Annotated in this window: 16 protein-coding genes; 6 read left to right on the forward strand and 10 right to left on the reverse strand. The window is 41.5% G+C overall.

Annotation, left to right across the window (positions count from 1 at the left end; genetic code table 11):
• Positions 1 to 33 precede the first annotated feature (33 nt).
• Together ACYUCY_RS18015 and ACYUCY_RS18020 are read right to left on the reverse strand one after the other, a co-directional pair.
• The gene (locus ACYUCY_RS18015; RefSeq protein ID WP_460227927.1) at positions 34 to 1,290 is read right to left on the reverse strand and encodes an efflux RND transporter periplasmic adaptor subunit; all 1,257 of its coding nucleotides are present in this window, start codon (positions 1,288 to 1,290) and stop codon (positions 34 to 36) included.
• A 67-nt stretch (positions 1,291 to 1,357) separates the two neighbouring features.
• Positions 1,358 to 2,158 carry a FadR/GntR family transcriptional regulator gene (locus tag ACYUCY_RS18020; RefSeq protein ID WP_460227928.1) on the reverse strand — a complete coding sequence of 267 codons (801 nt, stop codon included), beginning with the start codon at positions 2,156 to 2,158 and terminating at the stop codon, positions 1,358 to 1,360.
• A gap of 148 nt (positions 2,159 to 2,306) precedes the next feature.
• Here ACYUCY_RS18020 and ACYUCY_RS18025 point away from each other — a divergent pair, with 148 nt between their 5' ends.
• The 4 genes from ACYUCY_RS18025 (at position 2,307) to ACYUCY_RS18040 (ending at position 5,374) form a co-directional block, all read left to right on the forward strand.
• Positions 2,307 to 2,480, forward strand: a complete 174-nt coding sequence (locus tag ACYUCY_RS18025; protein WP_460227929.1) for a hypothetical protein — start codon at positions 2,307 to 2,309, stop codon at positions 2,478 to 2,480.
• Between the two features lie 117 nt (positions 2,481 to 2,597).
• A complete protein-coding gene (locus tag ACYUCY_RS18030) occupies positions 2,598 to 3,092 on the forward strand; it encodes a hypothetical protein (RefSeq protein WP_460227930.1) in 495 nt (164 codons plus the stop codon).
• A gap of 239 nt (positions 3,093 to 3,331) precedes the next feature.
• Complete coding sequence (locus ACYUCY_RS18035) at positions 3,332 to 4,372, forward strand: DUF6152 family protein (protein ID WP_460227931.1); 1,041 nt, start codon at positions 3,332 to 3,334, stop codon at positions 4,370 to 4,372.
• Between the two features lie 36 nt (positions 4,373 to 4,408).
• Entirely contained in the window at positions 4,409 to 5,374 is a 966-nt protein-coding gene (locus ACYUCY_RS18040; RefSeq protein WP_460227932.1) for an NAD(P)-dependent alcohol dehydrogenase, read from the forward strand.
• Positions 5,375 to 5,393: 19 nt separating this feature from the next.
• On the opposite strand, the gene ACYUCY_RS18045 is transcribed toward ACYUCY_RS18040, so the two are convergent.
• On the reverse strand, positions 5,394 to 5,618 hold the full coding sequence (locus tag ACYUCY_RS18045; protein ID WP_460227933.1) for an RNA-binding S4 domain-containing protein: 225 nt from the start codon (positions 5,616 to 5,618) through the stop codon (positions 5,394 to 5,396).
• Between the two features lie 283 nt (positions 5,619 to 5,901).
• On the opposite strand from ACYUCY_RS18045, the gene ACYUCY_RS18050 reads away from it, so the two are divergent.
• Together ACYUCY_RS18050 and ACYUCY_RS18055 are read left to right on the forward strand one after the other, a co-directional pair.
• The gene (locus ACYUCY_RS18050) at positions 5,902 to 7,311 is read left to right on the forward strand and encodes an MBOAT family O-acyltransferase (RefSeq protein WP_460227934.1); all 1,410 of its coding nucleotides are present in this window, start codon (positions 5,902 to 5,904) and stop codon (positions 7,309 to 7,311) included.
• Between the two features lie 15 nt (positions 7,312 to 7,326).
• Positions 7,327 to 8,553, forward strand: coding sequence for a hypothetical protein (locus ACYUCY_RS18055; RefSeq protein ID WP_460227935.1), 1,227 nt, complete (start codon positions 7,327 to 7,329; stop codon positions 8,551 to 8,553).
• A gap of 325 nt (positions 8,554 to 8,878) precedes the next feature.
• Here ACYUCY_RS18055 and rho read toward each other — a convergent pair whose 3' ends face one another.
• The 7 genes from rho to ACYUCY_RS18090 form a co-directional block, all read right to left on the reverse strand.
• Complete coding sequence (gene rho / locus ACYUCY_RS18060) at positions 8,879 to 9,847, reverse strand: transcription termination factor Rho (protein ID WP_460227936.1); 969 nt, start codon at positions 9,845 to 9,847, stop codon at positions 8,879 to 8,881.
• A 133-nt stretch (positions 9,848 to 9,980) separates the two neighbouring features.
• A complete protein-coding gene (locus tag ACYUCY_RS18065; RefSeq protein WP_460227937.1) occupies positions 9,981 to 10,199 on the reverse strand; it encodes a hypothetical protein in 219 nt (72 codons plus the stop codon).
• Positions 10,200 to 10,993: 794 nt separating this feature from the next.
• On the reverse strand, positions 10,994 to 11,632 hold the full coding sequence (locus ACYUCY_RS18070) for a hypothetical protein (RefSeq protein ID WP_460227938.1): 639 nt from the start codon (positions 11,630 to 11,632) through the stop codon (positions 10,994 to 10,996).
• Between the two features lie 116 nt (positions 11,633 to 11,748).
• Positions 11,749 to 12,081 (reverse strand): hypothetical protein, encoded by a 333-nt coding sequence (locus ACYUCY_RS18075; protein WP_460227939.1) that lies wholly within the window; start codon positions 12,079 to 12,081, stop codon positions 11,749 to 11,751.
• Positions 12,082 to 12,157: 76 nt separating this feature from the next.
• Positions 12,158 to 12,529 (reverse strand): hypothetical protein, encoded by a 372-nt coding sequence (locus ACYUCY_RS18080; protein ID WP_460227940.1) that lies wholly within the window; start codon positions 12,527 to 12,529, stop codon positions 12,158 to 12,160.
• Between the two features lie 119 nt (positions 12,530 to 12,648).
• Positions 12,649 to 13,089, reverse strand: coding sequence for a hypothetical protein (locus ACYUCY_RS18085; protein ID WP_460227941.1), 441 nt, complete (start codon positions 13,087 to 13,089; stop codon positions 12,649 to 12,651).
• Between the two features lie 134 nt (positions 13,090 to 13,223).
• The coding region (locus tag ACYUCY_RS18090; protein WP_460227942.1) for a hypothetical protein at positions 13,224 to 13,671 on the reverse strand (448 nt) is incomplete at its 5' end.

The raw sequence follows: 13,671 nt of genomic DNA on the forward strand, positions 1-13,671 counted from the left end.
GAATTCGTATGTAGTTTTACAAATGAAAATATTTCAATGATTGACGGGATTAACTTTCATGCCATCAACGACAGCTTGAATTGGAGATAAACACACTCTCTCACCAGACCTTAACCCGCCTTGAATCAGAACCCGTTCATTATCCATACGTAAGATTTCAACTTCTCGAAAATGCAAGGTGTTGTCATTGCTCACGACAAGCACTTGATTATTGTTTCTTATCACATGTCTGGGTAGGGAAATAACATTTTCAATGGTACGTCCTGTTATTTCGGCCTGAACAAATAAACCAAAGGGCAAACTAATTTCTGTTTCATCATCTACCAATACGTGTGCAAGATCTTCGCTTATCTCGGTATTGATTGGCGCTTCCAGGGGACTTAACTCTTGCTGAGTATTTTCACTAACCAGATTCAATTCCGATGAAGAATTACCAAGCGCAGCATTTTTGTGCACCTGAACAATCGCTTGCACCGTATTATTGGACGCATCAATACCAGCCTCAGTTCGAACCAATGTCCCATGCCAAACATGCTCACTACCGGCATAATTTCCTTTTAGTAACACTTTCGGTGCTTCACTTTCCTTACTACTAAATTTTTCGGGTAGATCTAAAAAACCCAGTTGTCGATTTGCCAGGGGAAGCTTCACTTCGACCACATCGGCACCGTAAACCTCGGCGACTGACTGACCGGTAGAAACGAATTGTCCTAGCTCGATCTTTCTAGCGCTGACTATGGAATTAAACGGTACTTTTATTTCTGTTCGCGACAAATTTAATTTTGCTTGATTAAAACCTGCTTCCGCATCAAGTAGTCTGGCATTAGCAACATCAGCTAATCGTTTCGCATCTTGCAAATTTGAATCGCTCGTAAGTCCCCGGTCTGCTAAGTCAGAAACTCGCCGCAGTTCAGTGGTTGCATGTTTCGCTTCCGCTTCTGCTTGTAATTTTGAGGCATTACTGCGTTCTAAGGCCGTCTGAAAATCACTAGGCTCGATTCGCAAAGCAACTTCGCCTTTATTAAAATACCCACCAGCGACCAGAGCCGGCGAGATCCACACAACCGGGCCACCAACAAAAGCTGATAATTCCGAAACGATCGCGGGCTGAACTTTTCCTCTGGAGCTAACATTCAGCGTCACGGTTTGGTTTTCTACCGTGGTGATGCGAATCGTTGGTAAAGCCTGCTCTGCTGGTTTCTCATCAATAGAAGGTTTGGTGAGGACGAGAATAACGCATAGCAAAGTAGCAACACCCAGTATTCCAACCGGTAATAACACTTTTTTCATAAAACTATCCTTTGATAACAACTAGTCGCAGGAACACGAAGTACATTTCCTACAAAAGAAAAAAACCTTAAACCTTTTTACCTTTCACGCTTGCGAGTAATTCACTGATCACGTTTCTCATTTGTTCAAAATAATCAGTCACTGCTAACTCCACTTTTGCAGCATCTTTTTCCTGAAATGCCTCTTCAAGTTTCAATGCGATGGCCCGCATTTTTACCGCATCAAATGTTGGTTTAACTTCAAAATTCATCATGCGTTGCAAAAACTGATTTTTTAAACCATTCATAACCAAGCGGAGGACCAAATTATCGCTAATGACCAAGATATACATAAAAAAATCTGACCACGCTTCGTGTAAGGGTTCGTCAGAACTTATTTCTTTTTTGACATTTTCAATCAGCTCAGCGATGGACTTTAATTGATCTTCGTTTGCATTCTGAACCGCGTTTTTTGCACTCAACAACATCAAAGCTTTAAACACCAGTAGAAACTGATCTACTAAATTCGGATCAGGATATTCGTTGAGAGTCATAATGTGACCCAATATTTCTAAGGTCGCCTCTTCCTTCGGTTTTACCCGGGCACCACCCGGTTGAATAGAAATAATTCCGAGCTGTTCAAGTTGCTTTAGCGCCTCGCGAACTGCCCCGCGGTTAATGCCAAAACGTACGGAAAGCTCCCTTTCCGAAGGCAGGCGATCCCCCGCATGATAGCGATCACGCAGGATTTCAGTACGTAGCGTTGAGGCTAAGTCCTGACTAAGAGTCGTATTTGCTGACATAGGCTGGAGAAACATCCGGTAAGCGATTAGATCTGGTATGACCATCTTGGTCTGACCAAAAGTAGCAGTATTGATGCGGGCTTTCAAGAACTCCAAAGTGCAAAACGCGTAAATAAGAGTCAATTATCGTTTGGCAAAGCTTAGCTAGAACGCTTCGCACACAAGTAAATCGACAGAAATCCTGAAATCTCGATTGCCCTACCTATAACCAGTAGGTATTTATGAAGAAAGAATAATGGCAAAAACAAATGCAGCTTTTATGTCCGGTGTTCCTGAATTCGTTATATTCCGATTGCTGATGAACAAAGAAATGTATAGCTATGAATTGGTAGCGTCGATCAAAACCTCCTCCTCTAATGTCGTCTTATCTCTAAGTGCGCTTTTACTATCCGCCTCTCAGAACCAATAAAGATTTGTCTTGAAATAGATTCTAAATCCGTGAATTAAATCACTAATATTTTCGCTAGGGTCTAATGCCGTTCAGGTAAAATTATCGCCGCTAAATACTCCATTACTTAAGGATACTGTGGCGAATTCCTATAAGCTTTTCCTCATCATCTTATTTAGTGCGTTGGCATCCTTAACGTCGTGTTCTAATCAACATGAAGATATTTTTTTAACTCAGGCCTTAGAGCTTAGAATTGCCCTCAACAATCAAGATACTGAGACCTTAGCCAATTTAGTTGGTAGCTCCCTAACCATTCGCGAACAACAATGGGAGGCAACGGAGAGCGAAACTGATCTAGTCCTTGTGACTAAGTCCGACTCCAAAATCTTAAATAACCTGAACAATCAAAAAGGATTGATTTTGTTGGCTGAAACGCTTTTTATTGAAGGTACTCAGCCCAAACTTCTAAAACATAAAGAAAAATTGTATCGTCGAGAGCTACTAGGTATTGAGCACAATTGGAGTAATCTAGAGCTCGTCGGGTTCTATCGTGAACAGGAAGATGTTCAGCACTTGGTGCTACTTGGCTTTGACCCTAGCACCAAAAAACTTCTCGCTATCTATAGTAATTAACTCAGACTCGAATATCGGCTTTACTGTCTATTCGCAATAACTAGGCGATCGAGCCAGCCCTCCTCCTTCTATTTTCATCGCTACTCCGGCCAACTGTCTTTCACATATGCGCGGTAAATATACACTTCTTTGCAATGTTTCTTGGGCATCAAGATTTAAGATATTGCGTCACGGCTAGCATTGATGACAACAAGACTCACTTCTCATTCGCGTCGGAAGCATCACAAGGGAGAAAGACAATGAAGACATCTAGGTTTAGACGTAATTTTACGCTACCAACTATCGCAATTTTATTTTGTAGCGCGAGCGCTTCCGCCCATCATGCCAATACCAATTATGACGAAACCAACAAAGTTTCTATTGAAGGAACGATTGTCAAATACGAGTGGCACAACCCGCACGTATATTTATTTGTTGAGGAAGAACTCGACTCTGGCGAAAAAATCACTTGGTCAGTAGAGGGGCAACCACCCGCTATTTTACGTCGAATGGGCTGGACCAGGAAAACCGTAAAAGTAGGTGACGAAATAAAAGTAAACGGTAGTCCTGGAAAAAACCCAGAGCGTAAAACGTTGTTGTTGGAATCATTGGAAAAACCGGATGAATCCGTCATCGATATGAAAATGGCAGCGGTTATGAATTCACTGAGCCAAGCTGAGAGCACAGATAAACACGTTCCTAGCGGATTCGATGGTACCTGGGTAACAAAACTCGACATGCAACTAATGATGAAATTCATGAACCCTACAAGCTTGCCTTTAAGTGAAAAAGGCCGTGAAGTACGAGCGAGTTTTGTAGAAGCGAAAGACAGCCCAGCAATAAACTGTGTCGCAAACCCACCACCAATGCAGATGTGGACTCCGGATATAAAGTTTATCGACGTCGGTGATAATACGGTAACGATTCGTGGTGAATTTGACGCTACGGAGCGAACGATTTATCTAAACGAAAAGAATCATGACAATGGAAAAGAATCAAATCTCGGTCACTCCATAGGACATTTTGAAGGAGACACACTTATTATCGATACGACGCATTTTTTAAGCCATCGTTCTGGAAATGCAGGCGGCGTTAGCTCAGGTTCACAAAAACATCTACAAGAACGCTTAAGCTTAGATAAGCAAAACGCTCGCTTGATTTATAGCTTCATCCTTGATGATCCAGAATATCTTGACGAGCCACTGAGTGGCGGAAACGTAGAGTGGGCCTATCGCCCCGATATTGAATACGAGGCCCTCCCCTGCGACTTGGAAAATGCACGCCGATTTACTGAAGATTAATTGGGATAAATTTACGCTCAAGCCAGGGTTAAGTTAATGCGCGCCGTAATCTATGAAAAATATGGTTCTCCCAATGTTTTGGAATTAAAGGAGGTCGCAAAATCTGCACCAAAACCAAATGAAGTTCTTATAAAGGTCCATTCCGTTTCGATTAATGATTGGGACTGGGGCTTACTTCATGGCAAGCCGTTTATAAACCGTATGAGCTATGGCTTATCCAAACCAAAAAAACAAATACTCGGTTCCGATGTCGCGGGTGTGATTGAACAAATCGGATCATCAGTTACCAAGTTTAAAGTGGGTGATGAAGTGTTTGGTGATTTATCTACCACTTGGGGAGGTTTCGCGGAATATGTCTGCGCAACGGAACAAGTGTTGAGTTTAAAACCAACGACAATGAGCTTTGAACAAGCGGCCGCGATCCCTCAAGCGGGGTTGCTAGCCCTGCAGGGACTGTATGATGAAGGGCGTATTTCGTCCGGACAGGACGTTCTAATCAACGGCGGAGGTGGCGGCGCCGGAACATTTGCAATACAAATCGCCAAGTCCGAAGGTGCACTGGTAACCGCCGTTGATCACACGAAAAAACTTGAGGCCATGAAAGCCCTTGGTGCAGACCATGTTATCGATTACACGACAGAGGATTTCACTAAAAACAAAAAACAATTTGATCTAATTTATGATGTAAAAACTAATCGATCGATATACGACATTGCGCAATCGTTAAAACCGGGTGGTACATACGTCACGGTTGGCGGAAACACAAAGCCATTACTTCAAGCGCTGTTAATCGGAAAATGGATAAAAATAACTCAAGGCAAAAATATTCGTATACTTTTTCTAAAAACTAATAAAGGGCTAGATGAGATGATTAGATTATTCGATTCCGGTAACGCTAAGCCCGTCATCGATAAGATTTATTCACTCAATGAAACACCTGAAGCAATGCGACGATTTGGAGAGTCTAGCCAGTGCGGGAAAATAGTGATCAAGGTAGAATAATATTAGCTTGCAAAAAATATTATGCGTCTGATCCAGCGTAGACAATTTTAATGACCGCATCAGAAAACGCTATCTCATCTCCCCCCACTATCTTCCGTCGCTTTCGAATTTCCACTTCCCCATTCACTTTTACCAACCCTTCACTGATGACTTGCTTAGCCTCCGCGCCGGAAGAAGCTAGCCCTTCGAATTTCAAAATTTTATATAGCTCCGTGGGTTCCTTGGTAATCATCACTTCGTTCATAGTTGGCCTGATCCAGAATCTTTGTTTCGGTGGCAATGTGAGGCGCAATTATAAGGCATACGCCAAGCATTGAAAGTTAATTCAGTCATTGACAATTGCCGCGTCCAGTTCTCTTAAACCACTATTAGCGAAAATTTTGCGCCGTTAGAAAATGTAAAGATGTTAATCTCGCGCTTTAGATACTATCTACAACCATCCTAATTAGGACTACTATCCTCCCAAGTAATAGCACGCGATAACGCGTACTTAAAAAACAATAACAAACTCGGGCAGGACCATAGCGATGGTATTTAACACGCCTATATTCTTTTTATTTTTTTCGGCATTCTTCTTACTCTACAGCTTTGTATTCTTAAGAAGAATGCCTCGCGTTTTACTTATTTTTGTTGCTAGCATGGTATTTTATGCAGGATGGAACTACCGTTTTATTCCACTCTTAGTCTTTAGCGCAGTAGTCGATTATTTCCTAGCGATTTTGATCCACGACGCAAAAGACCAACGAAGAAAAAAGCTCCTGTTAAGCTTGTCCATAATCGCCAACCTAGGCGTGCTCGCTATATTCAAATACGCAGATTTTGCAATTCAATCATTCAGCGATCTTGTCGGTTTTTTTGGCTACGAAAGCTCGCCCACTTTACTCAATATTGTTTTACCTTTGGGCATATCTTTTTATACTTTCCAAAGCATGAGCTACACAATCGATGTGTATCGTGGCGAGATGAAACCACGCAAAGGCTTGTTAAGCTTTGCGACGGCACTGTCGTTTTTCCCGCAACTCGTCGCAGGACCAATACTACGGGCAAAACAAATACTGCCGCAATTAGAGAAAATACCCGTGCCGACATGGTCTGGCGCGAAGCACGGCTTTGTACTTATTACAGCGGGCTTATTTAAGAAGACACTCGCAGACTTACTCGCGGGTCATGTTGATAGGGTTTTTAATAGCGACGCTGCGGTGAGCATACTCGATACGTGGACGGGTGTTCTCGCTTTTGCTGGCCAAATCTATGGGGACTTCTCCGGCTATACGGATATGGCGATCGGTATCGCTTTGCTTTTAGGATTTAAAATACCTATCAACTTCCGCTTGCCCTACTTCGCCTCTTCGCCTGTCGATTTTTGGCGTCGTTGGCACATTTCACTTTCATCTTGGCTGCGGGATTATTTGTACATCAGCCTAGGCGGCAACAGGAACAATCGCTACAGAAATATTTTCATTACAATGCTACTAGGTGGCTTATGGCATGGCGCGGCTTGGACATTTGTAATCTGGGGATTTTTTCATGGTCTCATCATCGTCGCCACACACTACTTATCCTCGGTACCGGGTTTAACTTGGTTTGTCGCATCCAAGAATTTCTTCTTCCGCCTCATTAAATGGGGAATCACATTCTATTTAGTATTAATTGGCTGGGTATTTTTCAGAGCGCTAAATATCGACTCTGCGTTTAGTATTATTCAAGATATGCATGGTCTTTCGTCCACTGCTCTTCCAGATTCAACTATTGGTCTCTACACAATACTTGTAACCGTCGCATTGCTGGTCATGCATTTATTTGATTACGTGGTGCTTCGTTGGGGTGAAAAAATTGAGAATAAACGCTGGTTACTATGGCCCTTATTGTTCTTTATCAACTTAATTTGTTTTACCGTGGGAGCACCGAGCGATGCTTTCATCTACTTTCAATTCTGATCGGCAGAAATTCTCATGACTAACGACACACACAACGAAAAATCCGATCTCACTCAAACTGCAACTAAAGTCAACTTAAAAACTGGGGTCGCAGGTATACTCATTTTTGGCGGTGTAGTTCTTCTTTACCAGCTCGTTTGGATATTCTTAGAAGGAGCTGGCGCCCGTATCTATGATCGAGTTCTACAACAACTTGATTACCTACCCTTGCTAGTTGCTGAACACCCTGAGAAAAAGAAAGTTATTGTGTTCGGATCATCAATGGTCCAAGCAGGTTTTGACCCTTTGCTTTTTGATGAGCTGATGGAAGATAAAAACAATGATGTTGTTAGTTATAACTATGGCATCGGCAACATGAATCCAGAATTTCAGGATTTAATCTCGCGGCGCATCAAAGAACAATTCATCTCCCAAGATAAAAAACTTGATCTCGCTATTATTGAATTTAATCCGTTTCAAACTACCACTGTGCGAAAAATATCAACTAAAGCCATCGACGAACAAAATATTGCTGTCTTATCCAACAATAAGGAACTGTGGCAGCACACACTCCAAGATCCCACTATGGGCATTCGCTTGTTTACTATTCGGTATTTACGGCGAGGGGTTTCAGCGGAACTATTTACCGCAATCCCGAGTATGATAAATAGCGATGATTCGCCCGTTCTACAAAGCGCTGAATATAAAGATGAACGACAAAAAAGATCTGAGCTAGAAGACCTGTTCTATTCAAGCTTCGCAAAAGACGTTCCCAATCGCGAAAACCTTGGTTGGGATCCCGCGACACGTGGAGCTAGATTAAATAAAACTCATCTATCTGATCAATCGCTCGTTCATTTGGACAACCTCATGCATAGCTTTCGCTATCGAGGCTTTATGGAAGCTGATTTGGTAAGACGAATTAACACTTCGGATATTCTAGAATTAGGATTTGACGATGCACTAATCGAATCATTTATTAATATTGTCGAAAACTTTCAAGCCTTCAGCGATCACGTAGAAGTGGTTATGCTGCCAAGAAATACCGATTGGGTGCAATATTCTCCTGAGGTACAAGCACGTTTAGATAATCTCTTTAACAATATCGGTACGCGAACCGGAGCAAGCTTGAGGAATTTCCAAACCCACCCCGCCATCACCCCGGAACATTTTCGGGATACGACTCATCTCTCTTCGTATGACGGCGTCGATATTTTTACGAAAATTCTTGTGGATGAATATGGGGATTTATTATCTGATTGATGCTGTTAAAAATAAAGCGGTTCGTTACCCCACGGCCTCTTCTTCACGCAGCGTTAATACTTCAAAGCCGGTTTTTGTTGCTAAAACGGTATGTCCCCACTGAGCAGAAAGCTTTCCATGGTTGTCATGTCTTCCGTAATAAACCCATCCAACATGTTAAACAATTGAGATAAAAGCCTACCGGACTCCCTCATGAAATTTATTTCGGCATCAGTTTTGATCATAGACGTGTTCGAAAAATAAGAAGATTAAAAAACAAGAAGATTAAAAAATAAAAAGATTAGAGTCATTGGATGTAGAGTGACTACCAAAGGCCGATTGAAAATCAGCGACTTGGACTTTCCAATTTAAATGATTTCAATAGCTCTGCATTGGTGGGGAATTTTTCAAGTAACTCAACTAGTTTCTTAGCGCCTTCTATTGGTTTAAGACCGGTCAGTGCTCTGCGCAACACTCTTACACTTTCAATTTCCTTTGGATCAAGAAGAAGCTCCTCTCGGCGCGTACTACTTTTGGCAATATCCAGCGCAGGAAAAATCCGCTGATTCGCAATCTCCCGCGATAAAACAATTTCCATATTACCCGTGCCCTTGAACTCTTCAAAAATCACCTGATCCATGCGGCTACCAGTATCAACGAGTATGGTCGCGAGAATAGTAAGCGATCCACCATTCTCAATTTTTCTCGCGGCACCAAACATTTTCCGAGGTATCTCTAAGGCCCTAGCATCAACTCCGCCTGACATGGTACGACCACTGCTCTTTCGCTCTGCATTATGCACACGTGAAAGTCGGGTGAGTGAATCAATGACTATCATTACATCATGACCCTCACCTGCCTGCTGACGGGCGACATCAAGAAGATCATTGGCGACACGGACATGTTGCTCATAACTTTCATCCGAAGATGAAGCGTGTACTTCCGCCGGCACACTGCGCTTAAAATCCGTCACCTCTTCTGGTCGCTCATCAATCAGCAAGGCATAAAGTTTTATCTCGGGATAAGCGCTCCCTACCGCCTGACAAATATGTTTTAAGATGGTCGACTTACCACAACCCGGTGGCGCAACAATCAATCCCCGCTGCCCCATTCCAATTGGCGTAATCATATCCATCGCCCGCGCCGTAAACTCCTTCGAACCTAATTCGAAACGAATACACTGGGAGGGATTAACGGCAACGCCATTTAAAAAACGCTTTTGCGGATCACCGTGCAAGTCATCGTTGCCTATCTCTTTTACTGATGCGGTATCTTTATTTCGTTTTACTTTAAAACGTAATGTTTTTCTTGTCATGTTTTTAGCTTGCAGTTCTTGAGGGTTACGTACTTACGGCGAACAGAAATATAAGATGCTTTTCAAGCTTAAGAATGACAATCAACACCAAGAACCAAGCGATACTCCTAAGACTGATTCGCTAAACCCGTTATCAGTGGAGATTGTTTCGAATACTTCGTAATTTTCTGTGCAATTGCCTTTTCTTACTCTGTATCTCTTGCATATTTAAAAATAAATCTTTAAATGATGTTCCGTCGAACTCGCGACTATACAGGTAATCTTTAAGCTTCGCGCCTACCAAATCTTCTTGTTTGATCACTTCCTCAAACTCTTTGATTATTTGTTTGGCGTTTTCTTTAACTACAGTCATAACTTTCCTCCAGTTTAGATAGTCAAAGGGTCGGAGTAATCTGATTTTTCTGTTGCCCTAGCGAATCAATCACTCTGACCCTGTGATTTCTGTGATTCGAGAGCGTTTAATGGCCTGCTTTTCAAGGCCATTGCTCTCGAGGGTCGGTTGGCTTTGTTTGTTGGGCATTTTAGTTACTGTACTCTCTGTATTGTTATTGGCGAAGTTAAATTTTTTACAGTGTACTCTGGCGGGAAAACTAAATTGAATATCCAGAGCCCTCCTATTAGAGCTACCAAGCTAACAAAAAAATAGGTTACTTCCCTTACGATGGTTGAATTAAATGAGATACTTTTAAATCTATAGTTGCAATATGCGGCCGTTAATATAATAAAAAATAACGTGATTAGTGCTGGGTAATAGAAATAGCCATTTGCGATAGACAATATTATGGTGCCAATAACAATTATTAGGCCAACTCCAGAATTAAAATATACGAGATATTTGGTCCATGGTATGAGCCGAATGATACCAAAAGCAATAACTAGGTAAAATAAACCGGCTAGGATACCCACCAACATTAGGTCGATGTCCATAATAAGTCTATCTGCAGAAGTATAAGCAGCAAGGACAAAAAGTAGTGCAATTAATACGTCTATAATTTTTAGTGCAACGAGCTTCATGTTGTATGCCTAACGCCCGCATAACCTGAATAGCAAGCGTAATAATGGCCTGTTTTTCAAGGCCATTGCTTGCTGTTTCAGGTTGCTGCGTTTGTTAGGTTTTGTTCTCGCTTAATTTATCTGTATTTTCATCTAAGTTTTTTTCTTGGATACCCAGCTAATTCTAGAAACTATAAATAGCATTACTATGACGGTCATCCAAAGTAAAAACTTCCAATTGTTGCTGAGCCAAACCCATAATGGTGCTGCATCTTCAAAAACTACAACCGTACCAATACCACCTTCGTGGGTGATGCGGAAATCGTCTTCATCATAAAAATCACTATTCGTCCAGGCCCTCAATGAAAGCGACTCATGAGGCTGTAATTCACCGAGCTCAATAATTTCGTTCAGCTCCGTATATTCTCCGGGCAGTCCCTCTCTGAAAATAGCCACTGACTTTGCATTGGGAATTTTTAGCTTTACTGAGTTCGCTACAACTCCCCCTTCGTTGGTTACATCGATAAGCCATACGCCTTCTGTTTTATCATACCCAAAACGTATTTCATCTAGAATATGCTCCAACAGTGGTTGATTTACTTCAGGAAGCTTCGAGGAAAAGTCCCTGAGTTCTGTAATAAATGATGGCTCTATATAGTATTCTTGATGTGACAATTTTGCCACGGGCCTAGGTGCCGATTCATTAAACCAATCCCATAACTGGGTACAGGCAATAACGACAGCAATGAATGTTCCAGTAGCCTTTATTACATTCCAGAATTTATCCTTCAATATACTTACCTCGATCTTATTAATACTTAAAACCTAACGCTGCCAGCACAGGAAAAACGGTTGTGGAGCGAAGCGCAACAACTGCTTTTTCCTGTGCCTTGCCTTGTTAACTGCTATCACTTAAAGAACCCCGAAACATAGGTCGCAAACAATAACAGTACAAAAATTCCTATTGCGATACTTAGATAATTAAACAAATACTTTACGGCTAGCCTAGCACGACCAAACCTTTTTTCTTTTAGCTGCTCTTCTTTCTCTCTTTCTCTTTCCGCCACTACAGTCCACGGAATTTTAAAAAAGGCGTATATGTATAAACATATTATTGGAACGATAATAAATAAACCTAGGGTTCGAAAACCACTACCGAGTAGAATAATCCCTACAATAAAAGCCGCTAGCGGCCCTACGATAAGCATCACGTCCTTTATCGTTAAATTCTCTTTATCCATATACAGTTAACGCCGCAATCAGCCGGCCCGTGCGCGCATTGAGGCCTGTTTTTTAGGCCGATGCGTGCGGGGTCGGCTAGATTGCTTTGTTAGCACTTTTAATATTTGCATGTAAATATTTTACCAGCTTAGCAAAGTAAATCGCTGCAATAAAAAAACTGACTGCATTTATTGTTAGAAGAATAGGTTCCGCATAGAAATATATTTCGAAGTCTAAATAATACTCCAGTATAAGATCTAAGATTCCGGTACCAATAAAAATTAGGACGCAATAAAATATAACCCACCTACCATGAAAGCTTTCAATTTTTGTTATGCCAAAAGATGCGCGCAATACTATGGCTAAACCAATTAAAAATATTATTCCCTGAAATGACTCAATTGCTAAGGTGAAGAAAATTAAATCCAGAGCTTCTTCTGGAAAGCCTTCGGCCTCAAATTCATCCATTGGTGCTTCCTATATTTTCGGACTACTAGTAGTGCTAACGCCGCAGTAAGCGGACGGAAGTAAGCATGGTATTGTGAGTGAAACGAACCATGCTTACTGACGTCCGCTTGACTGTTTTGTTAGGCGTCATTTGTCATCTCTGCGATTTTTCCTGCTAAGAGATTCGCTTTGACAGCCGAGTCGTTGATTTTCTTAAGATCAATGTTATCGAAAACTTGCCCTGATTTTGTATTTAGTAGTCCGTGATTTATAGTCGCTGGGTTCCCATCGCTGCCAACAATTGGGATCAATGGATTATGGAATATTTTATTCCGAATTTTATATAGTTGGATTGCCTCAGCTAGTATCTCAATCTTTGCATCCGCATCTACAATTTCTTTTTCTCTAACGATGATTTGAATAATTTTGGCGCAGTTTGTGAAAGACTGATTCTTGACGTAGCTATAAGACTCCTTAGTCAAATAAGCCCGAGCAACGGAAAACAGCGACATTTCTAGCATGCCAAAATTTAACGTGGCTGCAGATAGAACTTTATTTGGATTAAATGCTTTTTGAGGCATTTTCTTCGATTCACTCATGACGCCTAACGCTTGTGTATGGGGCTGGCATGAAGCGCCAGCGGAATGCCTGTCCCGCCGCGCTTTTTGCGGCGAACATGACACACTTGTTAAGTGTTGTTGGCAAGGACACACCATTATTTTTTAAAATTAAAAGCTAAAATTAAAGTATTGGACGATAAATCAACTAAATTTAGTCGCCAGTTTTCATCTAGAGACTGCACTTTTAGTTGATATTCTGTTTGTCTCTCAAGCTCTACCTCAACTATATAAACAACCTCGCGATCGTCCCTTGCAACCGCTCTAAACTCAACAATATGTTTCCCTGGAGAGGTACACTGCTTTCTCGCGGAATTAGATGCTATTACACCATCTATTTTAGTGATATATACGAAAGACTCCCCCTTCGAAAGATAGGAGGAGAAGTTTGCGAAGTCTCCCCTTATGCACGCCGAATTTATTTCATTTTTAACAAATGATCCCGATGTTGTGGCACACCCCATTAACATGGCAATTAATGGCGTAACAAGAAGGTTTTTCATTAACATCTTTTTCCCTAGGAAGTGATGAAATGGTTTAAAACAT

The organism is Aurantivibrio infirmus (genome assembly GCF_054767315.1).